Origin of the sequence: Ideonella sp. (assembly GCF_041287625.1) — a bacterium.
In the GTDB taxonomy this organism is placed as follows: Bacteria; Pseudomonadota; Gammaproteobacteria; order Burkholderiales; family Burkholderiaceae_C; genus Ideonella.
Genome location: NZ_JBGGNH010000012.1, coordinates 100,755 through 121,277, shown reverse-complemented (window position 1 = coordinate 121,277; position 20,523 = coordinate 100,755). Strand labels below are relative to the sequence as shown.

The 20,523-nt window shown below is 67.5% G+C and carries 16 protein-coding genes; 5 read left to right on the top strand and 11 right to left on the bottom strand.

What is annotated here, in order from left to right; translation table 11 throughout:
- Positions 1 to 8: 8 nt before the first annotated feature.
- Together ACAH41_RS03435 and ACAH41_RS03430 are read right to left on the bottom strand one after the other, a co-directional pair.
- Entirely contained in the window at positions 9 to 968 is a 960-nt protein-coding gene (locus tag ACAH41_RS03435) for an ABC transporter permease (RefSeq protein WP_325648086.1), read from the bottom strand.
- Positions 969 to 978: 10 nt separating this feature from the next.
- Complete coding sequence (locus ACAH41_RS03430; RefSeq protein ID WP_325648085.1) at positions 979 to 2,760, bottom strand: peptide ABC transporter substrate-binding protein; 1,782 nt, start codon at positions 2,758 to 2,760, stop codon at positions 979 to 981.
- 290 nt (positions 2,761 to 3,050) lie between these two features.
- On the opposite strand from ACAH41_RS03430, the gene ACAH41_RS03425 reads away from it, so the two are divergent.
- The gene (locus ACAH41_RS03425; RefSeq protein WP_325648084.1) at positions 3,051 to 3,956 is read left to right on the top strand and encodes an amino acid ABC transporter substrate-binding protein; all 906 of its coding nucleotides are present in this window, start codon (positions 3,051 to 3,053) and stop codon (positions 3,954 to 3,956) included.
- A gap of 44 nt (positions 3,957 to 4,000) precedes the next feature.
- On the opposite strand, the gene ACAH41_RS03420 is transcribed toward ACAH41_RS03425, so the two are convergent.
- From ACAH41_RS03420 to ACAH41_RS03390, 7 genes are all read right to left on the bottom strand, one after another.
- Positions 4,001 to 5,575, bottom strand: a complete 1,575-nt coding sequence (locus ACAH41_RS03420; protein WP_325648083.1) for a histidine-type phosphatase — start codon at positions 5,573 to 5,575, stop codon at positions 4,001 to 4,003.
- Positions 5,576 to 5,659: 84 nt separating this feature from the next.
- Positions 5,660 to 6,433, bottom strand: coding sequence for an ATP-binding cassette domain-containing protein (locus tag ACAH41_RS03415; protein WP_325648082.1), 774 nt, complete (start codon positions 6,431 to 6,433; stop codon positions 5,660 to 5,662).
- A 10-nt stretch (positions 6,434 to 6,443) separates the two neighbouring features.
- Entirely contained in the window at positions 6,444 to 7,568 is a 1,125-nt protein-coding gene (locus ACAH41_RS03410) for a succinylglutamate desuccinylase/aspartoacylase family protein (RefSeq protein ID WP_325648081.1), read from the bottom strand.
- Positions 7,569 to 7,601: 33 nt separating this feature from the next.
- Positions 7,602 to 8,288: an ABC transporter permease gene (locus ACAH41_RS03405; protein WP_325648080.1), complete on the bottom strand. Its 687-nt coding sequence runs from the start codon at positions 8,286 to 8,288 to the stop codon at positions 7,602 to 7,604.
- A 22-nt stretch (positions 8,289 to 8,310) separates the two neighbouring features.
- Positions 8,311 to 9,003, bottom strand: coding sequence for an ABC transporter permease (locus ACAH41_RS03400; RefSeq protein WP_325648079.1), 693 nt, complete (start codon positions 9,001 to 9,003; stop codon positions 8,311 to 8,313).
- Positions 9,004 to 9,018: 15 nt separating this feature from the next.
- A complete protein-coding gene (locus ACAH41_RS03395; protein WP_325648078.1) occupies positions 9,019 to 9,810 on the bottom strand; it encodes an ABC transporter substrate-binding protein in 792 nt (263 codons plus the stop codon).
- An 80-nt stretch (positions 9,811 to 9,890) separates the two neighbouring features.
- Entirely contained in the window at positions 9,891 to 11,273 is a 1,383-nt protein-coding gene (locus ACAH41_RS03390; protein ID WP_325648077.1) for a cyanophycinase, read from the bottom strand.
- A 302-nt stretch (positions 11,274 to 11,575) separates the two neighbouring features.
- Here ACAH41_RS03390 and ACAH41_RS03385 point away from each other — a divergent pair, with 302 nt between their 5' ends.
- The 4 genes from ACAH41_RS03385 to ACAH41_RS03370 all read left to right on the top strand — a co-directional run bounded on the left by ACAH41_RS03385 (position 11,576) and on the right by ACAH41_RS03370 (position 18,100).
- Positions 11,576 to 14,383 carry a TonB-dependent receptor gene (locus ACAH41_RS03385; protein ID WP_325648076.1) on the top strand — a complete coding sequence of 936 codons (2,808 nt, stop codon included), beginning with the start codon at positions 11,576 to 11,578 and terminating at the stop codon, positions 14,381 to 14,383.
- A 208-nt stretch (positions 14,384 to 14,591) separates the two neighbouring features.
- A complete protein-coding gene (locus ACAH41_RS03380; RefSeq protein ID WP_325648075.1) occupies positions 14,592 to 15,311 on the top strand; it encodes a response regulator transcription factor in 720 nt (239 codons plus the stop codon).
- Entirely contained in the window at positions 15,308 to 16,777 is a 1,470-nt protein-coding gene (locus ACAH41_RS03375) for a HAMP domain-containing sensor histidine kinase (RefSeq protein WP_325648074.1), read from the top strand. The genes ACAH41_RS03380 and ACAH41_RS03375 overlap by 4 nt, the downstream gene beginning before the upstream one ends.
- A 195-nt stretch (positions 16,778 to 16,972) precedes the next feature.
- Positions 16,973 to 18,100, top strand: a complete 1,128-nt coding sequence (locus tag ACAH41_RS03370; RefSeq protein ID WP_325648073.1) for a beta-propeller fold lactonase family protein — start codon at positions 16,973 to 16,975, stop codon at positions 18,098 to 18,100.
- 12 nt (positions 18,101 to 18,112) lie between these two features.
- Here ACAH41_RS03370 and ACAH41_RS03365 read toward each other — a convergent pair whose 3' ends face one another.
- Positions 18,113 to 19,141, bottom strand: a complete 1,029-nt coding sequence (locus ACAH41_RS03365) for an ABC transporter substrate-binding protein (protein WP_325648072.1) — start codon at positions 19,139 to 19,141, stop codon at positions 18,113 to 18,115.
- 56 nt (positions 19,142 to 19,197) lie between these two features.
- Positions 19,198 to 20,430 carry an MFS transporter gene (locus ACAH41_RS03360; RefSeq protein ID WP_325648071.1) on the bottom strand — a complete coding sequence of 411 codons (1,233 nt, stop codon included), beginning with the start codon at positions 20,428 to 20,430 and terminating at the stop codon, positions 19,198 to 19,200.
- Between the last annotated feature and the right edge of the window lie 93 nt (positions 20,431 to 20,523).

The following is a 20,523-nucleotide window of genomic DNA, read 5'->3' as shown; positions in this document are numbered from 1 at the left end:
CGGCCGGCTCAGCGGTAGCTGATGCGAGGGTCGAGCCAGCCATAGAGCAGATCCGCGACAAGGTTGAACAGGATCACCAGGCAGGCCAGCACAAAGGTGACCGCCATGATGACCGGCGTGTCGTTGCGCAGGATGGCGTCGATCAGCAGCGAGCCGATGCCGGGGATGCGAAAGATCTGCTCGGTGACGATGGCGCCGCCAAAGACCTGCGGCATCGACAGCGCGACCAGCGTGACCACCGGGATCAGCGCGTTGCGCGCCACATGGCGCAGCACCACCAAACGCTCGGGCAGGCCCTTGCTGCGCGCGGTGGTCACGTAGTCCAGGCGGATCACGTCCAGCGCCGCCGAGCGCACGTAGCGCGTCCAGCCCGCCGCCTGGAACAGGCCCAGCACCAGCACCGGCATCAACGTCTGGCGCAGCTGTTCCCACCACCAGGCCCAGCCGGTGGCCGGAAGGTCGGCGCGGTAGACAAACGGCAGCCAGTCCAGCTTGATCGAGAACAGCAGGATGAGCAACAGGCCGGTGAAGAAGGTCGGCAGCGAGAAGCCCATGAAGGCCAAGGTGTTGGCCAGCTTGTCGAACCAGGAATACGGCCGTGTCGCGGCCATGATGCCAACCGGCAGCGCCACCGCCAGCGCCAGCAGCTGCGACGCGCCGATCACCGCCAGCGTCACCGGCACGCGCTGCCAGATCAGCGTGTCCACGTCCACGCGGCTGATGAACGAGAAGCCCCAGTCGCCATGCAGCATCGCCCACAGCCAGTGGCCGTAGCGCTGCCACACGGGATCGTTCAGCCCCAGGCTTTGGCGCAAGGCCTCGCGCACCTCGGGCGGCACGTTGGGATTGGTGGCCATCTCCGAAAACGGATCACCCGGCGCCAGCGCCAGCACGGCGAACAGCACCACGCTGATGCCCAGCAGGCTGGGCACGGCAATCAGCAGGCGACGGAGGAAATACGGACCCACGAAGAATGGATCAGCTGTCGCGGTACCAGTCCGCCAACGTGCTCATGTCCACCTCCCAGCCAGTCAGCGGTGCGACCAGTTTATGGGCCAGGCCGCTGACGGACTGCCGGTTCAGCAGCGGCGCGACGTAGCCATCGCGGCCGATCATGTCGTTCATGCGGATGAACAGCGCGGCGCGCTTGACCGGGTCCATCTCCACCTCGGCTTCGCGGTAGGCCTTGTCGAATTCATCCGAGCGCCAGCGGCCCAGGTTCTGGCCCAGCCACTTGTTGGACTTGGAGGCGATCTCCCAGGACACGAAGCGGCGCATGTGTGGCTCCGGGTCGGGCTGGCCCTGGCTCGTCAAGTACATCTGCATGTCGGCGTAGAACTTGCCGTAGGTGTCCAGGTTGGCCACGTCCGAAGAGAAGAACACGCTGCCCACCACCGACTTCAGTTCCAGCTCGATGCCCGCCTTCTGGCAGGCCTGCTTGATGATGGCCTGCACCTTCTGCCGCGGCGCATTGATGGAGGTCTGGAACAGGAACTTCAGCTTCTTGCCGCCCTTCTCGCGAATGCCATCAGCCCCGCGCTTGTAGCCGGCGGCGTCCAGCACCTCGTTGGCCTTCTCGAGGCTGAACTCGGCCTTCAGGTTGCTGCTGCGAAAGCGCTGCGGGTTGTTGATGAAGTTGGGCGTGGCAATCGCCGCGCGGCCGAAGATGAAGTTCTGGATGCCGGCACGGTCGATCAACAGCCCCATCGCCTGGCGCACGGCCGGGTCGCTGAACAGCGGGTGATGCGACTTGGCGCTGGACCTCTCGCCGTCAATTTCTGTGTTCGGGTCGGCGTAGTTCAGGAACAGCGCTTCGGTGGAGCCGCCAGCGGCAAACACCACCCGGCCCTTGCCGCCGTTTTCCAGGCGCTTCAAGATCTCGTCTTCGACCAGCAGGTTCCAGGCGTAGTCGTATTCGCCGGTCTGCAGCACCGCGCGTGCGGCCGAGACGGCGTCGCCACCGCCTTTGACTTCCACGCTGTCGAAGAATGGCTTGTTGGCCCGGTGGTAGCTCGGGTTCAGCACCCCGCGCACCGAATCGCCCGGTCGGAAGTCGACAAATTTGTACGGCCCGGTGCCAACCGGCTTCAGGTTGCCCGGCGCCTCGCGCGACTTCGCGCCCATGTAGGCGGAGAACAGGTGCTGCGGAATGAGCTGAACGTTGGCGGTGCGCGGCCAGAACGGCGAGGGCTTGTCGAACAGCACGCGCACGGTCAGCGCGTCCACCTTCTCCAGCTTCAGCCCCAGGTAGTGGCCGGAGGTGATGGCGCCGACGGCCGGGTCGGTCGCGTAGCGCCAGTTGAAGACCACGTCATCAGCGGTGAAGGGCTGGCCGTCGTGCCAGGTCACGCCTTTTTTCAGCTTCCAGGTGACGCTCTTGCCATCGGCCGAAATGCCGCCGTTTTCCTTGTTCGGCACCTCTGCCGCCAGCACCGGCACCAGGTTGCCGTCCACGTCGTAGCGGGCCAGCGCCTCGTAGAAGATGTGCGAGCCCTCTTCGTCTTTGGTGCCGGTGGCGAAGTGCGGGTTCAGCAGCGTGGGGCCCTGCCACAGCAGCAGTTTCAGCGGGCCGCCGCCACCACGTTTGGTCGGCTTGTAGGCCGGCTCGGCAGCGCCAGCCAGGCCGGCGCTGCCAAGCAGCACCGCGGCCATCGGCAGCGAGAGGCCGAGGCCTGTGGCCTGGGCCAGGAAGCGGCGCCGCGGCAACGCACCGCTGCGCACTTGCTCAAGCCATTCACGCAGTTCGTTTTCTTCTTGCATCGTCGCCTCTGTTGCGAAGGGGCCAGCCGCTGCCGGCACCCAGCTCCGCGGGGCTGGGTTCGGCGCAGTGTAGCCAAGCGCTCCCGGTCCGTTCGGCCGCAGGGCCGCCGGTGGTCCAGCGTGAAGCAATGCCCGTGCCGCACGGGTTTGAACCGATGGTGTGGCCCGACATTTGCTGATCAAGCACGCCGCCTCGGTACCATTCCATCTGCGCCAGCCTGACCCGCTTGCGCCTCTCCGGGCGCACCGTCGTCATCCCGCTTTTGCCTTGCCGTACGAAAGGTTCGCCAATGTTTGCGCCCCGCCGCCTGCCTTCGCGCAGTGCCTGCCTCTTTGCCGCTGCACTGCTGTGCGGCAGCGCCAGCAGCTGGGCCGGTCCGTCGCTGGACCGCATCAAGCTGACCGGCAAGATCGTCATCGCGCACCGCGAGTCTTCGGTGCCGTTCTCGTATGTGCTGCCCGACAAGCAGCCGGTCGGCTATGCCCTTGACCTGTGCAGCCGCCTGTCCGAGGTCATCCGCAAGCGGCTGGGCCTGGCCAAGCTGCAGACCGAGTACCTGCTGGTCACCCCCGCCACCCGTGTGGCGGCCATCACCGATGGCAAGGCCGACATGGAATGCGGCGGCACCACCAACAACGCCGAGCGCCGGCAGAAGGTGGCCTTCACCGTGCCGCACTACATCACCGGCACCCGCTACATGGTGCTGGCCAACAGCAAGATCGACGACCTCAACAATTTCGGCAGCCGCAAGCTGGTTTCGACCGTTGGCACCACTGCGCTGAAGTCCATCACCCAGAACAACAACGAGCGGCTGCTGGGCATCCAGATCCTGGAAGCGCCGGACCATGCCAGGGCGGTGCAGATGGTGGAGAACGGCGAAGCCGACGGCTTCGCGATGGACGATGTGCTGCTGTTCGGCCTGAAGGCCAGCCGGCCGGAACCGGACAAGCTCAAGGTGGTGGGCAAGTTCCTAACCATCGAGCCGCTGGCCATCATGCTGCCCAAGAACGACCCGGAGCTGAAGGCCATCGTCGACGAGGAAATGAAGCGCCTGATCACCTCGCACGAGGCGGACGCGATCTACGCCAAGTGGTTCCTGCAACCCATCCCGCCCAAGCAGGTTGCGCTGAACCTGCCGATGAACTACCTCTTGAAGGACTTCTGGAAGTACCCGACGGACTGGGTACCTTTCTGATGCTTTGCAGCTGAAACCGGGGGCATCGCGCCCCCGGTTTCATTTCAGTAGCCGTAGCAAGCGCGCAGCTGCTGGTAGTCGTAGAAGTGCTGCGTGCCGGGCAGCTTGGCGCCGTCGCAGGCGGCCTTGAAGTCGGTCTCGGCTTCGTTGTAGAGCATCTTCACGATGACCTGGCCGGCCTTGTTGCGGTAGAGGTCCCACTGCATGTTGGCGGCCATCGGCGAGACGTAGACACCGCGCCACGGGTTGCTGGCGTAGCTGTAGGTCTGCGCCAGCGGCACCTGCTGCAGCACGTTCTTCAGGCCCATCGCCGAGGCAAACGGGATCACCGTTTCGGCGTGCGCAAAGCGCAGCTTGGCGGCGTGCGAGAGGTCGCCGGCGGCGATCGCATCGGCTTCCTTGAAGAAGTCGTCCACCAGGCCTTGCGCCATCTTGTACGTGGCGCTGCCCTTTTCGGTGAAGCCCGGCCCCTTGTCGTAGAAGTCCGAAGCGTCGTTCAGCTCGGCCACCACTTCGGCCTGGTCCTGCGGCATGTAAGGCTTGAAGTTCACGCCGGCTTCGGCCTTCATCGCCGGGGCAATCGAATACAGCTCGTAGAGCAGCGCGGCAGCCGAAGCCAGGCTGTTGATCTTGGTCTTGCCGTCGCCGGTGAGCGTGGACGTGAACTTGCCATCGTCGCTGGTGAAGCTGTAGGTGCCGGTGTTGGCGAAGCCATAAGTGCCGTTCTCGATCTTGTCCACGAAAGCCTTGGCGAACAAACGCTCCAGCACCACCCGGCCGGCCGCGCCCACCGCCGGGTTCGCCTGCAGCGCGGCCTGGCGCGACAGCAGGTCGGCATCGGCGCCCTTGTAGGCCTGGTAGGCCTGGCTGTCCGTGTAGGTGACGAAGTGCGGGTCGCTGGTGTGGGTCACCAGGTCAGTCGCGGGCACCAGCTTGTGGAAGTACAACTCGAAGCGGTCGGTGCCGGCCGGCTGCGCAACGGGCGTGCCCACGTCCGGGTACGGGCCAGGCGCGGCCGGCGTGGTGACCAGCTTTTCCAGACCCGGCTTGGCGGCCAGCAGGCCTTCGGTGAAGTAGTGGCCGCTGTCGACGGCCCGGTCCACGCCGGAGGTCACGACGACAATCTGGCGCGGCTTGGCCACCGAGTTGTTGGCCACCTGCTTCCAGTACGGCTGCAGGCGCGAGACCATGCGCTGGGCCAGCACCTTGTGCTCGCTGATGCCCAACTGCGTCTCGTTGCCATACCCCGGCTTGGAGATGCCTTCCACGCCATAGCCGAGCAGGGAGTTGGCCTTCATGATGGCCATCACGTCCGCGTCCAGCGCGGCGCCCAGCGGGGTCAGCGCGCCATCGGCCTGGGCCTGCAGCCACATGTTGTGCACGGCCAGGTCGTACTTCAGGCTGGACAGGCCGCGCGAGCCGTGGCGGGCCAGCATCTGCGTGAACACCGGCTTGAAGCCGGCCGGCGCGGCCTCGTAGGTCGACGCCTCTTGCTGCGGCTGGTACGGCGTCTTGGTCTGGTACCAGTAGGCGGTCGTGGTCGCGGCGGTGGCGCCGAAGGCCAGCGTGCAGCCAAGGGCCAGGCACAGCGCGCGGGGGAGGAGATTTTGAGGGGTCATGGTGACAAGCAGGTCCAGCCGGAAAGACCGGCCAGCTTATGAATCACCGATGACGCGGGCGTGTCAGGCCACTGCGCTTTGCCTCTACTTCAGCCCGCCGGAGAGGAACTGCTTCAGCCGCTCGCTCTGCGGGCGCACCAGCACTTCCTTCGGCTTGCCTTCTTCCTCGATCAGGCCTTGGTGCACGAAGATGGCGTGGTTGGCCACCTCGCGGGCGAACTCCATCTCGTGCGTGACCACCAGCATCGTGCGGCCTTCCTCGGCCAGGCCGCGCATCACGCGCAGCACCTCGCCGACCAGCTCCGGGTCCAGCGCCGAGGTGGGTTCGTCGAAGAGCATCACTTCCGGGTCCATCGCCAGCGCGCGGGCAATCGCCACGCGCTGCTGCTCGCCGCCGGAGAGCTGCGCCGGGTAGACGTGCTGGCGGTGCGTGAGCCCCACGCGGGCCAGCAGCGCCTCGCCGCGTTCGGTGGCTTCGGCCTTGGTCTTGCCCAGCACGTGGATGGGCGCTTCGATGACGTTCTCCAGCGCCGTGCGGTGCTGCCAGAGGTTGAAGCTCTGGAACACAAAGGCCAGCCGGGTGCGCCAGTGCTGCAGTTGCTTCGCATCGGCTGCGCCCAGGCTGCCGTCGTGCTGGCGCTTGAGCTGCAGCACCTCACCGTTCAGGCTCAGCGTGCCTTCGTGCGGCTGCTCCAGCAGGTTCAGGCAGCGCAGCAGCGTGCTCTTGCCCGAGCCGCTGGAGCCGATGATGGCGACCACGTCGCCGCGCTGCGCCTGCAGCGACACGCCGCGCAGCACCTCGCGGTCGCCAAACTTCTTGTGCAGGTTCTGGACCTGCAGACCGCCGGAAATTTGCATGCGATGGCTTTCAGGCGGACAACAGCTTGCCCTGGCGCAACGCCTGCTCGCCGGCCACCTTGCCCAGCGTCATGCCGGCCACTGCAAAGCGGCGCAGGTCGCGTGCGAAGAACAGGCCGGTGACGGGGCTGTTCAGCGTGGTGACCGCGCCGCTGATCGGGTCGATCAAATCCACCAGTGGCTCGCCAGCCTGCACCTCGGTGCCCGGTGGCTGCAGGAAAACGACCATGCCGCCGTGCGGCGCGACCAGCGGGATGGAGCCCGACAGCGGCGTTGGCGCGCGGCGCAGCGCCGGCATCGGCAGCGGTTTGGCTTCGGGCGCCACCGCACCGCAGGCGACCAGGAACTGCACGATGCCTTCTGCGTCCGCCTCGGCGCGGGCGTGCGAGACATCCGCCTCGCCGCGCAGCTCGATGGTCGCGGCCATGCACGAAGGCGGCAGCGGCTTGTCCGGCCCGAGCCTGGCGGCCAGCGCCGGCCAGACCATCGAACAGGCCTCGTCGAACGGGTCACCACCGGAACGCTCGGCCAGCAGCGAGAGTTCGGCGCGGATGCAGCGCGCCAGCAGCTCGGCGGTGGACCAGGTCGCCGGCGTGGTGTAGAGGTGCAGCACGGCCTCGCCGTCGCAGTGCAGGTCCAGCACCACGTCGGCGTCGATGGCCAGCGCCAGCAGCGTCTTGCGCAGGCTTTCCAGCTCGGTGGCCACCGGCAATGCCGCCGCGGCCTCGCGCAGCGCGCCGCGCACCAGCGCGACGTTCTGCTTCGCGTCCGCGCCCAGCTGCGCGCCGACCGCCGCCAGCACCGCCTCGGTCAGGTCCGCATAGTTGCGGTTGAAGTTCTCGCCGCTGCCCAGCTCGAAGCGGCCCTGGTAGTTGCGCAGCACCCATTGGCCGATGCCGATCGGGTTGGCCGCCGGCACCAGCACGATCTCGCCGAGCAGCCGGCCCGCGGCCTCCAGCGCCGCCAGCTGGCTGCGCAGGTGGTGGGCGACCAGCATGCCGGGCACTTCGTCGGCATGCAGCGAGGCCTGGATGTAGACCTTGGGGCCGCGGCCGGGCTCGCCGTGGTGCAGGCTGACCAGTTCGCGGCGGGTGCCGGGCACGGGGCTGAGCAGGGAATGGGTGACGGTTTTCATGGGTACGACAACTGAAGTTTCAGTGCGGCAGATTCAGCGCGGGAGCAGCGGCTGCAGCCAGCGCTTTTCAGCCTGGCGGAACAGGGCCACCAGCACCAGCGTGATCAGCACGTAGAACGCGGCAGCGGTGATGAAGGCTTCGAAGGGCAGGTAGTAGATCGAATGCACCTCGTTGGCGGCATTCGTCAGGTCGGCCAGCGTGACGACGCTGGCCAGCGAGGTGCCGTGCATCATCAACACCACCTCGTTGCCATAGGCCGGCAGCGAGCGGCGGAAGGCCGAAGGCAGCACGATGCGCCGCAAGGTCACCCAACGCGACATGCCCAGCGCCTTGGCCGCTTCGATCTCGCCGTGCGGCAATGCCTTGATCGCGCCGTGGAGGATCTCGGTCGTGTAGGCGCAGGTGTTCAGCGCAAACGCCGCAATGGCGCAGAACCAGGCCGAGCTGAGCCAGGGCCACAGGATGCTGGCGCGCACCCACTCGAACTGCGCCAGCCCGTAGTAGAGGATGAACAGCTGCAGCAGCATCGGCGTGCCGCGCATCACGTAGGTGAACAGCCAGACCGGCTTGTTGGCCCAGGGCGACGGCAGGCTGCGCAGCATGGCCAGCGGCAGCGCGCCCAGCATGCCCAGCGCCAGTGCGGCGACCAGCAGTTCCAGCGTGACCAGCACGCCGTGAAAGTACAGCGGCAGGCTTTCGCGGATCGCGTCGAAATCCATCGTCAGTTCAACTTCTCAACGCTCAGAGAGAAACGCGCCGCGTGCCGATGGACAGCCGCTTCTGCAGCCACGCAAAGCCGAGCTCGGACAGGCTGGTGAACAGCAGGTAGATGCCGCCGGCCGCCATGTAGAACAGGAAGGGCTCGCGCGTGCTGCCGGCCGCGCCCTTGGCGCGCGCCATCAGGTCCGACAGCCCGATCAGCGAGACGATGGCGGTGCTCTTGATCATCACCAGCCAGTTGTTCGACAGGCCGGGCAGCGCATGCCGCAGCATCTGCGGGCCGACGATGCGGCGCAGCACCTGCCAGGGCGTCATGCCGTAGGCGACCGCGGCCTCGCGCTGGCCCGGCGGCACGGCCAGGAAGGCGCCGCGCAGCACTTCGGTCAGGTAGGCGCCGAAGATGAAGCCGATGGTCAGCACGCCGGCCACGTAGGGGTTGATGTCCAGGCTGTCCCAGCCCATGCGCTCGGCAAAGCTGTTGGCCGCGACCTGCCCGCCGTAGAAGACCAGCAGCATCACGACCAGGTCCGGCACGGCCCGCACCAGCGTGGTGTAGGCCGTGGCCAGCCACTGCAATGCGCGCACCTTCGAGAGCTTGGCCAGCGCGCCGGCCAGGCCCAGCACCAGCGCAATGGCCAGCGAGCCAAGCGCCACCGCGAGTGTCAGCAGCGCGCCCTCGAGCAGGCTGTGGCCGTAGCCGTGCAGGAAGTCCAAGCGCGAGTCCCCGCCTTACTTGCCGAAGACGTCGAAGTCGAAGTACTTGTCCTGGATCTTCTTGTAGCCGCCATTGGCGCGCAGCGAGACGATGGCGGCGTTGAACTTGTCGACCAGTGCGGTGTCAGCCTTGCGGATCGCGATGCCGGAGCCGTCACCGAAGAACTTGGTGTCTTCGATGGCCGGGCCGATGAAGCTGAAGCCCTTGCCGATCGGCCGCTTCAGGAAGCCGCCGTCTTCGGCGACCGAGTCACCCAGCGTCGCGTCGACGCGGCCGGCCGCCATGTCCAGGTAGACCTCGTCCTGCTTGGCATAGCGCACGATCTCGCTGTCCTTGTAGAAGGCGGTGACGTAGCGGTCGTGGATGGTGGTGCGCTGCACGCCGATCTTCTTGCCCTTCATGCCGGCAGGCGACACATCGGTGCTGGCGTTGCCCTTGCCGACGAAGCGGGCCGGCGTGTTGTAGTACTTGTTGGTGAAGGCGACCGCCTTCTTGCGCTCTTCGGTGATGGCCATCGAGGCGATGATCGCGTCGAACTTCTTGGCCTGCAGCGCAGGGATCATGCCGTCCCATTCCTGCTGCACCAGCGTGCACTCGGCCTTCATCTCGGCGCACAGCGCCAGCGCCATCTCGATGTCGAAGCCCTTGAGCTTGCCGTCCGTGCCCACTTCCGAGAACGGCGGGTAGGCGCCTTCCACGCCGATGCGGACCTTCTTCCAGTCCGGAGCCTGGGCCAGCGCAGCGGCGCTGGCGAACGTGCCGAGGGCGGCGAACAAGCAGGCGATGAAGAGAGGGCGGCGTTGCATGGTGCAAAAAGCTCCTGGGGAGAAAAAGCGCACGGGGACCGAAACGAAGGCCGGAGTATCGCGCGGCGCGGGGTGCGCGCTCAGCGGCCGGTCCACGGTGCAAACAAGGGCCGTGCCATGCGCACCGGCTGCAGGTCCAGGTAGACATTGACCACGCTGTAGTCGTCGCCGCCCTGCTCGTCGGAGTACCAGCCCAGCGTGTCCTTGCCCTTGTAGAGGCGGAACGAGAAGCCGAGGTCGGGCAGCGGGTCGCCGGGCTGCGCCTTGGGATCGAAGGCCAGGCCGCGCACTTCCTTCTGGCTGCTGTCGATCAGGAAGCCCATCGCATTGGCCACCGTGGTGTCGCCCAGCATGTCGATGTAGAAGGGCTCGTTGGTGAAGTCGGGCTTGTAGCCGGCGGCGTTCGGGTCCAGCTTCTGGCCACGCTGCTTGCGCTCGGACGGCGTGATCTGCCGCGTGCCGAGGTCGTAGTGGTCGCCGCGGTCCAGGTAGCTGAGCTTGGCACCGGTGAGGTTCAGCGCGCCGAGCTGCGGGTTGGTCTGCACATCGGCCAGGTCCACCAGCAGCGCGCCCTTGCCGCCAATCACCTCGACCAGGTCGCCCTGCACGATGGCCGCGCTGTTTTCGTCCACGCCCAGCCCGAGCTTGTAGCCCTTGGCCAGCATCAGCGGGATCATGCGGCCGAAGCGGCCTCGCTTGAGGAAATGCTGGTCCACGAACAGGTTCGGGCCGACGAAGCCCAGGCCATGGTCGACTTCCTTGCCGTCGCGCAGCTGGCCCTTCATGACGCTGAGCACGCTCAGTGCGTCACGGAACATCACCGTGCTCATCACCGCGGCGCCGGCCGAGGTGCCGGCCACCACGCCGCCGCGGCGGTACACGTCCCAGATGGCCTGCAGCATCGGCGTGGGCTTGCCGCCAGGGTTGAAGGTGTCGACGATGCGCTCCTGCGCGCCGCCGGAGAAAAACACACCCTTGGCGTTTTTCACCAGCTCCAGCAGCGCCGGATCGCGCACCGCCTTGTCCAGGTCCACCCATTTCAGCGCAGGCGCCACAGGCAGCTGTTCGGCCACCGCACCGCGGCGCTCCAGCAGGTCGCCGATGCGGCGCGCGGTCTTGTCCGGGTTCTCGGAGGCGGTGCCAAACACCACCCAGCGCGAACCGCGCCCGCCGGCCAGCTCCACCAGCCGGCCCCAGACCTCGTCGTTGTCATCCTTCAGCGCACCGCCGATGACCACCGCGTAGCCCTTGACCTGCTGGAACGGGATCGCCCCGGCGGTGATGCCGCCTGCCCGTGTGACCGCCCCGACCGACTCGCGGCCCGCCACCGCCACCTGGGCATGCAGCCCAGGCACCAGGCCAAAGCCCAGGCTCAGCGCCAGCCCAGCCAGCAGCAGCCGGTGGTGCCCCATGCGCTTCAACGCCTTGCCATCCCTCTTGTCCGTCTCGCGGCGCACGCTCATGCCAAACCCATCCCAAATCCATCTGAACCACGAAAGCGGCTGACGCACCTGCCCGGAGGCGGCGCATCGCCATGGCGCATCTTGGCACCGCATTCCGTTGGAACAAACGCCACGCGTGGGATTGCGTCGAGATTGCGGGCCTCGTTACGGCCCCGGCGCAAACACCCCATGCAATCCCTTGTGAAGCCAAGTTGCTGAATTGCGACGCTCGGTGAAAGCGCCGTGACATGCGGCGCGAACGCTTCCTAGACTGGCAGACCACCCTGACACACCACAACACATCGCTTCGGAGGATCTTCTTCATGCACCGACCCGTCACGCCGCACGCGGCTGCCCACCGCCCCACGCGCCTTCGGGCCTGCGCCCAGGCTGTGGCCCTGCTGCTTTCCGGCGCGGCCCCGGCCTTGCTGCATGCCCAGACGGCACCAGCCGACGAGCCACAACGGGTGGAGATCACCGGCTCGGCGATCAAGCGCATCGACGGCGAGACGGCGCTGCCGGTGCAGGTCATCACGCGCAAGGAGATCGACAAGGCCGGCCTGACCACGGCCGCCGAGATCGTCAGCCGCATCAGCGCAAGCGCAAACAACCTGACCGATGGCGGCAGCATCGCCTACGGCGGTTTCCGCGACCAATCCGGCCTGAACGCGGCCAACCTGCGCGGCCTGGGCGTCTCGTCCACGCTGGTGCTGCTGAACGGCCGCCGCATGGCCAACTTCGCGTCACCGGGTGACGGCGCAGGCGTCGACCTGAACACCATCCCAGCCGCCGCCATCGACCGCGTGGAAGTGCTGCTGGACGGCGCCTCGTCGCTGTACGGCAGCGACGCGATCGGCGGCGTGATCAACTTCATCACCAAGCGCGATTACCAGGGCGGCGAGATCAGCGCCTACGTCGGCAAGACCGGCGAAGGCGGCGGCGGCAAGCGCTCGGCCACGCTGTCGGGTGGGCTGGGCGACTACGGCCGCGACGGTTTCAACCTGTTCGGGGTCTTCGACGTGCAGAAGACCGACAGCCTGAACGCACGCCAGCGGCACTTCATCAAGGACCTGAAAATCCCGGAGCGCCTGCCGGACCTGCTCTCCAGCGCCACCTTCCCCGGCAACATCACCCTCAGCAGCTCACAGCGCGACCGGCTGATCGACGAAGGCTATTCCAGCAACGGCAAGACCGTCATCGACTCGAAAACCATCAACCCTGCCGCTGCCACCGGGTGCAACCCGCCCGCCACGCTCTATCTGCCGAACGGCATTGGCGGCGCGGATGGCTGCACCTACGACTACATGCGCGACATCGAGCTGTACCCGCAGTCCACCAAGACCAGCCTCTTCGGGCGTGGCGCGCTGGATCTGGGCGGCGGCCACCAGCTCTTTGGCGAAGCGTCCTGGGCCCGCGCGCGCACCTTGTATTCGGGCACACCGAACCGCATCGATGCCGACATGGACGTCTCGCTGGTGCCCGGGCTGGCCGGTACCAGCCTGAACACGTTGGCCCCGGACGACGAAGACCGCATCATCACCGTGCGCACCCGGCTGGCGGAGGCCGGCCTGCGCACCAGCGAGCTGGTTTCGACCGGCCAGCGTTATGTGCTGGGCCTGAATGGCACGCTGTCGAAGTGGGACTACGAGGTGGCGCTGAACCACAGCAGCAGCCTGGTCTCGGACCGCGACCACAACGGCTACCTGAACGAGGACATGATCCGTGATGGCTTTGCCGACGGCACTCTGAACCCGTTCGGCCCATCCGGGGCGGCCGGCCTTTCGCTGTACGGCGATGCCCAGATCCGCGGCGAGGTGCGCCACGCCACCGGCCAGACCGACAGCCTCGACTTCAAGGCCTCCCGCCCGGTGCTGGCCCTGTCCGGCGGTGACATGGCACTTGCCGTGGGTGGCGAATTCCGCCGCGAACGTCAGAATTACCACCAGTCCCAGGCCTTGGCTGACGACCTGATCCTCGGCGAAACCTCGCAGGGCCAGAACGCCGACTTCGGCGCGGCGCGCCACGTTGGCGCCGTCTTCGGCGAAATCAGCGCGCCCATCACCAAACAGCTCGAACTGCAAGCCGCTGTTCGCTATGAGCACTACGAAGTCACCGGCAGTGCGACCAGCCCGAAGATCGGCCTGAAGTACACCGCCAGCCCGGAGCTGATGTTCCGTGCATCGGCTGGCACCGGTTTCCGAGCGCCCAGCTTGTCCGAGCTCTACCGCCCAGTGACCGAAGGCTCTGCCGCGACCGTGACCGACCCGGTCTGCCTGGCCAACGACCCGGAGAACACGGTCACCGACTGCTCCGACCTCTGGACCACGCTGAACTACAGCAATGCCAAGCTGAAGCCCGAGCGCTCGCGCCAGTTCACGCTGGGCACGGTGTTCGAGCCGCAGCGCGGCATGAGCGTGAGCCTGGACTACTGGAACGTGCAGAAGAAGGACACCATCAGCACCATTGGCGTGGACGTGATCCTGGCCAATCTGGACAAGTACGGCAGCCTGGTGCACCGCTACAACGACCCGGCTGGCGATCCGGCCAGCGACTTCATGCGCGTCTGCGGCGACGACCTGGACGAAGACGACAACTCGATCTGCTACATCGACCTGGTCAAGCAGAACCGTGGCCAGCAGCGCGTCTCCGGCCTGGACATCGGGCTGTCGCTCAGCAAGCTGCAAAGCGGTGTCGGCACCTTCGGCGTGCGGCTGAACGGCACCTGGACCGTCTCGTCCAAGCAGCAGACCGGCAAGGGCGATCCCTTCGTGAGCAACCTCGGCGAATTCGTCAACGACGGCGTGGTGCAGCGCTGGCGGCACACGGTGGCGCTGGACTGGGAACAGGGCCCGTACTCGGCCACGCTGTCCAACAACTACCTGTCGGGTTACAAGGACCAGCACATCATCGGCAAGGACGATCGCCGCGTCTCGGCCTACACACTGTGGAACCTCTCGGGCGGCTGGGACATCACCAAGGACTTCACGCTGCGCGGCGGCGTGCAGAACCTGTTCGACACCGCCCCGCCGTTTTCGCAACAGGCCTGGTTCTTCCTGTCCGGCTACGACCCCAGCTACACCGACCCGCGCGGCCGCTTCTTCTACGCCAGCGCCACCTACCGGTTCAAGTAAGCCGCATCTCGCCTTTCTCCAAAAAGCCCGGCCGCTCGCGCGCCGGGCTTTTTTTCGTCCATCGCCGCCAGCGCCTGTCAGGTTTCACGGCCTCACTCGACCAACGTTCTCCCGGACCTGAAAAGGTTCAAGAAAACGTGAAACCTGTGCGCCCGCCCCGGCCGAACAATGGCTGGGCGCGGGTGCTCGCCCACGCCTGAGCCCAACCATGTCCCACCTTGCCGCTCGAAAAGTCCTGCTGGTCGAAGACGACGCGCCGATTGCTGAGCTGGTGCAGATGCACCTGCGCGAAGAAGGCCTGGACGTGACGCACGCGGCCAGCGGCAACCTGGGCGCTGAGCTGCTGGCGCGCAGCCAGTGGGACGCGCTGGTGCTGGACCTGATGCTGCCCGGCGTGGACGGGCTGGAGATCTGCCGCCGCGCGCGGGCGATGGCGCGCTACACGCCCATCATCATGATCAGCGCCCGGGCCAGCGAGGTGCACCGCATCCTGGGCCTGGAGCTGGGCGCCGACGACTACCTGCCCAAGCCGTTTTCGATGCTGGAGCTGGCCGCCCGCGTGAAGGCCTTGCTGCGCCGCACCGACGCGCTGGCGCGCGACGCGCGCATCGAGTCCGGCGCGCTGTCGCTGCACGGGCTGGAGATCGACCCGCTGGCGCGCGAGCTGCGGCGGGACGGCAAGTTGATCGAACTGACGCCACGCGAGTTCGACCTGCTGTATTTCTTCGCCCGCCACCCTGGCCAGGTCTTCTCGCGCATGGACCTGCTGAACAAGGTCTGGGGTTACCAGCACGACGGCTACGAACACACGGTCAACACCCACATCAACCGGCTGCGCCTGAAGATCGAAGACAACCCTGCGCTGCCGCAACGCGTGCTCACCGTGTGGGGCCGCGGCTACCGTTTCGCAGCAGAGGCGCCGGCATGACGACGAGGGCAAGCTCGCTCTCCACCCGGCTGGCGCTCTTGTTCGGTGGCCTGCTGCTGGCCTGCGGCATGGCCGCGACCGCATTGCAGATCCATGCCGGCGAGCAGCGCGAACAGGAGGTGGTGCAGCGCCTGTCGCTGGGGCTGGCGGGGCACATCGCCGGCCATGAGCTGTTGATGCTGCCGGACGGACCCGATGCGGCCAATGTGCAGCGCCTGTTCAGCAAGCTGATGGACGTGAACCCCAGCGTGGAGCTGTACCTGCTCGGCACCGATGGCCGCATCCTCGCCGAGGCTGCGCCGCCCGGCCACCTCAAGCGCCACCAGGTGGACCTGGCGCCGCTGCAACGACTGCTGGCCGGCGCGCCGCTGCCGGTCTGGGGCGACGACCCGCGCAGCGAGACCGGCCAGAAGGTCTTCAGCGCCGCGCCGCTGTGGACCAACGGCCGGCTCGCCGCTTATGTCTACGTGGTGCTGATCGGCGAGGAGCACCAGGCCTTGCTGCACCCCTGGGCCGACGCGCCAGCCCACATCGGCGCGATGGCGCTGATCACCGGCCTGGCGCTGCTTGCCGGCCTGCTCGCGCTGCGCGCCATCACCCGGCCGCTGCAGCGGCTCACGCGCATCGTGCAGCACTTCGACCACGAAGGCCTGGCCGGGCTGGAGGCCGCGCAGCAGGCGCTGGCCGGCGAGCCGCCGTCGAACGACGAGATCGGCCGGCTGCGCCAGGCCTTCGGCCACATGGCGCAGCGCCTGGCCGCGCAGTGGCAGGACCTGAACAACCAGGACCAGCAGCGCCGCGAGCTGGTGGCCAACATCTCGCACGACCTGCGCACGCCGCTGACCTCGCTGCACGGCTACCTGGAAACGCTCAAGCTCAAGGCCGCGCTGCTCAGCGAAGCCGAACGGGCGCGTTACCTGGACGTGGCCATCGGGCAGAGCCGGCAGGTCGGACGCCTGGCGCAGGAGTTGTTCGAACTGGCGCGACTGGAATACGGCGCGGTGACACTGAGCCGCGAGGTCTTCGCGCTGCCGGACCTGGTGCAGGACGTCTGCCAGAAGTTCGCCCTGGCCGCCGAGGCGCGCGGCCAGCGGCTGCAGGCCGACATTGCGCCGGCGCTGCCGCAGGTCGAGGCCGACGTGGGCCTGATCGAACGTGTGCTGACCAACCTGATCGACAACGCGATCCGCCACACGCCGCCGGGCGGGCTGATCGAGCTGCGGCTGCGCGCGCTGGGCCAGGCAGTGGAAGTGCGGGTGCGCGACGACGGACCCGGCGTGCACGAGCACCTGAAACCACACCTCTTCGTGCGGCCCAGTTTCCAGACCGGGCTGCGTGGCCGCGCCGGCGGCCTGGGCCTGGTCATCGTCAGCCGCATCCTGCAGCTGCATGGCTCGCAGATCCGGCTGCAGCCCTCCGAGCGCGGCGCGGTTTTTTCGTTCCAGCTCGCGCCGGTCAACGCCTGAAGGCCTGCGGGCCACTCCCGATGGGCTGCTGGCAAGGCGCTGACACAGAGATCACGAAGCGTTGATCTTTGCGTGAACAACTGGCGACCACCATCGCCGGAGACTGCGGCTCAACGCAGGGCCAGGCAGGCCATGCGCCCCGACACAGGCACCTCTTTGTTCAACCGCATTCCTCGCTTCCTCCCGGAGATCAACATGACCGTTTCCCGCCTCACCCTGAGCACCATCGGCCTGGCCATCGCGGCCTTCGCTTCCACGGCCGCCCTTGCCGACACCGTGGCCGTGCCCGGCCTGCACAGCCACAAGGTCTTCACCAGCAGCAATGCCGCAGAAGGCAACGAGCTGATGGTGCTGGCGCCTTCCGCCACCGGCGAGCTGGGTGTCGTCGCCCACACCACCACTGGCGGCCTGGGCCTGGGCAAAGGCCTGGGCTCGCAAGGCGCGGTCACGCTGAGCGGCGACGGCCAGTACGCGTTGGTGGTCAACGCCGGCAACAACACCGTCTCGGTCTTCACGCTGGGCGACGACACGCTGACGCTGAGCGCCACCGTCGACTCCGCCGGCCTCACGCCGATCAGCGTCACCGAACACGAAGGCCAGGTCTATGTGCTCAACAGCGGCGGCGCCGGCAACGTGGCCGGCTTCACGCTGGCGGACGGCCAGCTGACGCCGGTGGCGGGCGCGGTCGCGCCGCTGTCGGTCGCCACCGGCGCCATGCCGGCCCAGGTCAGCTTCAGCGCGGACGGCAAGGCGCTGGTCGTGACCGAGAAGGGCACCAACAAGCTCAGCAGCTACCACGTGCATGCCGACAGCTCGCTGAAGGGCCCGATCGTCACCAACTCGCCCGGCCAGACGCCGTTTGGCTTCGCGTTCAGCGCCAATAACGTGATGGTGGTCAGCGAAGCGGTGGGCGGCGCAGCCGGTGCCAGCACCGTCTCGTCCTACCGCTTCAAGGACGGCTCGCCGGCCGTGCCGCGCGTGATGAGCGCCGCGGTGCCGGACACGCAAAGCGCCGCCTGCTGGGTCGCCATCACGCCGAGCGGCAAGTGGGCCTATGTGGCCAACACCGGCAGCAGCAGCGTGTCCAGCTACCGCATCGACAGCAAGGGCATGGTCACGCTGAGCGCGGCCGTGGCCGGCAACACCGGCGCCGGCACCGCGCCGGCCGACCTGACGGTCGCCGCCGACGGCCAACACCTTTACGTGCGCAACGGCGGCGTGCCTGGCATCGCCAACTTCACGATCGGCAAGGGCGGCGTGCTGAGCGCCGGCACCAGCTTCACCGGCCTGGTCAGCACCGCGACCGGCCTGGCCGCGAACTGACCCCGCTGGAATTCAGGGTTGCCCGCCCAGTTGCTTCTTCAAGGCCACGCCCACGCCCTTGTTGACGAACTGGTAGGTGGCGACCTTGCCCAGGTCGACCTCGCCGGCCTTGTACAGGCCGGCGCGCACCATCTTGTCGTAGAAGTCCTTCACGCGCTCGGGCTTCATCGCGCCGATGCCTTGCGTCAGGCTGTCGCCGCTGTCGACCACGCCCAGGTCCTTCATCAGCGCCAGGGACTGGTCGATGGTGGCCTGGTCCATTTCGGGGTTGTCGCGCTTGATCAGCGCGTCGCCCTTGCTGTGGTCGCCGTAGAGGTAGTTGACCCAGCCGATGATGGAGGCCTCGACGAAGCGCTGCACCAGGGCCGGGTTCTTCTGCACCGTATCAAGCCGGGTTTCGATGGTGGTGCTGTAAGTGCTGTAGCCGTGGTCGGCCAGCAGGAAGGTCATGGGCTTGAAGCCGCCCTGCTTCTGGATGCTGATGGGCTCCTCGACCGCGTAGCCCTGCTGCACGCTTTTCTTGTCGGCCAGGAAAGGACCGAGGTTGTAGTTGTAGGGGCGCAGCTGTTCGTCGCTGAAGCCGTAGTCGGCCTTCAGCCAGGCCCACCACGAGAACTGCGCGTCCTTGGCGATCCAGGCGACCGGGGCCTTCTTCAGGTCCTCGAACTTGACATAGCCCTGGCCGGGATGGGCCATCAGCGCCTGCGGGTCCTTCTGAAACAGGCTGGCGACGGTGACGACCGGCACGCCGTTCTTCACGTTGTCGAAGCTGTGCAGCAGGTTGCCGGTCATCAGGAAGTCGATCTTGCCGGCGGGCAGCAACGGCCGGTTGTTGACCTGCGGGCCGCCGGGCCGGATTTCCACTTCCAGGCCGTACTTCTTGTAGGTGCCGTCGGCAACCGCCTGGTAGAAGCCGCCGTGCGCGGCCTGGGCCTTCCAGTTGGTCGCGAAGACCACCTTGTCGTCCGCCTGCGCCAGGCCACTGTTGCCGGCCATCGCCAAGGCGGCCAGGGCCGCCGCCGTCCAGTTCGTACTCGTCATCGTGATGCTCCTCCAACGATGCGGCATGGTAGCGGCGGCGAGGTTCCGATGCAGCATCAGCGTGAGGATGCACGCCGCTGCGCCAGTCGCAGCACCAGCGCGCCGGTGCTGGCCAGCGTTGCCAGCACCGCCACGCCGCTCCAGCCCCAGGTCGACAGCGCCAGGCTGCCCAGCGCGGCACCGCTGGCCATGCCGATGAACACGCCCGTGAACAGCAGCGCATTCAGGCGGCTGCGCGCGGCCGGCTCCAGGCCGTAGACGATGGTCTGGTGCGCCACCAGCGCGGCCTGGATGCCGAAGTCGAAACCGATGGCACTGGCCACGATCAGCCCGAGTTGCGCACCAGCCGAAAACATGGATGAAAACAGCGGCGCCAGCAGCATCGCGGCGAACGACAGCGCAGCCAGCCCAGCCCCCAGGCGGATCACCAGCTCCGGCCCGCGCCGGTCCGACAGCCGGCCGGCCAGCGGCGCCGCCAGTGCACCAGCCGCACCCGCCAGGCCAAACGCGCCGGCCGCAGCGCTGCCCAGGTGGAAGCTGCCATGCAGCATCACCGCCAGCGTGGACCAGAAGGCGCTGAAGCCCATCGACAGCAGGCCCTGCGCCATGGCCGCGCGTCGCAGGCCCGGATGGCGCCGCCACAGCGCGATCATCGAGCCCAGCAGCGCGCCGTAACCCAGCTGCGTGGTGGGCGTGAAGCGCGGCAGGCCGCGCCAGACCGCCACGCCCACGGCGGCAATGGCCAGCGCCGCGCCCAGGTACATCGCGCGCCAGCCGAAGTGCTCCGCCACGAAGCCGCTGACCACGCGTGACAGCAGGATGCCCAGCAGCAACCCGGTCATCACCGTGCCGACCACCTTGCCGCGCTGCGCTTCGGGCGCCAGCGTGGCCGCAGCCGGCACCAGGTCCTGCGCCATCGTCGCCGTCAGGCCCACCGCGAGGCTGCCCGCCACCAGGCCGGCAATGCCAGGTGCCACACCGCACAGCAGCAGCGCCAGCGTCAGCAGCACCGCCTTCACCAGGATCACGCTGCGGCGGTCGAAACGGTCGCCCAACGGCGCCAGCAGCAGGATGCCGAGCGCGTAGCCCAGCTGCGTCACCGTGGGCACCAGGCCCACGGCGCGCGTGCCGGCTTGCAGGTCGGCGCCCAGCACGCCGAGCATGGGCTGGCTGTAGTACAGCGAGGCCACGCTGAGGCCGGTGCCGGTGGCCAGCAGCAGCACCAGGCCGGCCGGCACGCCGGCTTGGGCCGGCGCGGGCTGGGCATGCACGGAAGGAATGGAGGTCATGGTGAAAACCCTGTGATTGCGCGAATGGCTGCCAGTGTCTTCTCGCGCGCCCCGGAACGGTAGTCGCCGCGGATGCAGATTCGCTATACGCTT

Coding starts and splice junctions, on each gene's coding strand:
- ACAH41_RS03430 (WP_325648085.1), bottom strand. CDS start 2,760: ATGCAAGAAGAAAACGAACTGCGTGAATGGCTTGAGCAAGTGCGCAGC.
- ACAH41_RS03415 (WP_325648082.1), bottom strand. CDS start 6,433: ATGCAAATTTCCGGCGGTCTGCAGGTCCAGAACCTGCACAAGAAGTTT.
- ACAH41_RS03360 (WP_325648071.1), bottom strand. CDS start 20,430: ATGACCTCCATTCCTTCCGTGCATGCCCAGCCCGCGCCGGCCCAAGCC.
- ACAH41_RS03425 (WP_325648084.1), top strand. CDS start 3,051: ATGTTTGCGCCCCGCCGCCTGCCTTCGCGCAGTGCCTGCCTCTTTGCC.
- ACAH41_RS03365 (WP_325648072.1), bottom strand. CDS start 19,141: ATGACGAGTACGAACTGGACGGCGGCGGCCCTGGCCGCCTTGGCGATG.
- ACAH41_RS03410 (WP_325648081.1), bottom strand. CDS start 7,568: ATGAAAACCGTCACCCATTCCCTGCTCAGCCCCGTGCCCGGCACCCGC.
- ACAH41_RS03375 (WP_325648074.1), top strand. CDS start 15,308: ATGACGACGAGGGCAAGCTCGCTCTCCACCCGGCTGGCGCTCTTGTTC.
- ACAH41_RS03390 (WP_325648077.1), bottom strand. CDS start 11,273: ATGAGCGTGCGCCGCGAGACGGACAAGAGGGATGGCAAGGCGTTGAAG.
- ACAH41_RS03420 (WP_325648083.1), bottom strand. CDS start 5,575: ATGACCCCTCAAAATCTCCTCCCCCGCGCGCTGTGCCTGGCCCTTGGC.
- ACAH41_RS03395 (WP_325648078.1), bottom strand. CDS start 9,810: ATGCAACGCCGCCCTCTCTTCATCGCCTGCTTGTTCGCCGCCCTCGGC.
- ACAH41_RS03380 (WP_325648075.1), top strand. CDS start 14,592: ATGTCCCACCTTGCCGCTCGAAAAGTCCTGCTGGTCGAAGACGACGCG.
- ACAH41_RS03385 (WP_325648076.1), top strand. CDS start 11,576: ATGCACCGACCCGTCACGCCGCACGCGGCTGCCCACCGCCCCACGCGC.
- ACAH41_RS03370 (WP_325648073.1), top strand. CDS start 16,973: ATGACCGTTTCCCGCCTCACCCTGAGCACCATCGGCCTGGCCATCGCG.
- ACAH41_RS03405 (WP_325648080.1), bottom strand. CDS start 8,288: ATGGATTTCGACGCGATCCGCGAAAGCCTGCCGCTGTACTTTCACGGC.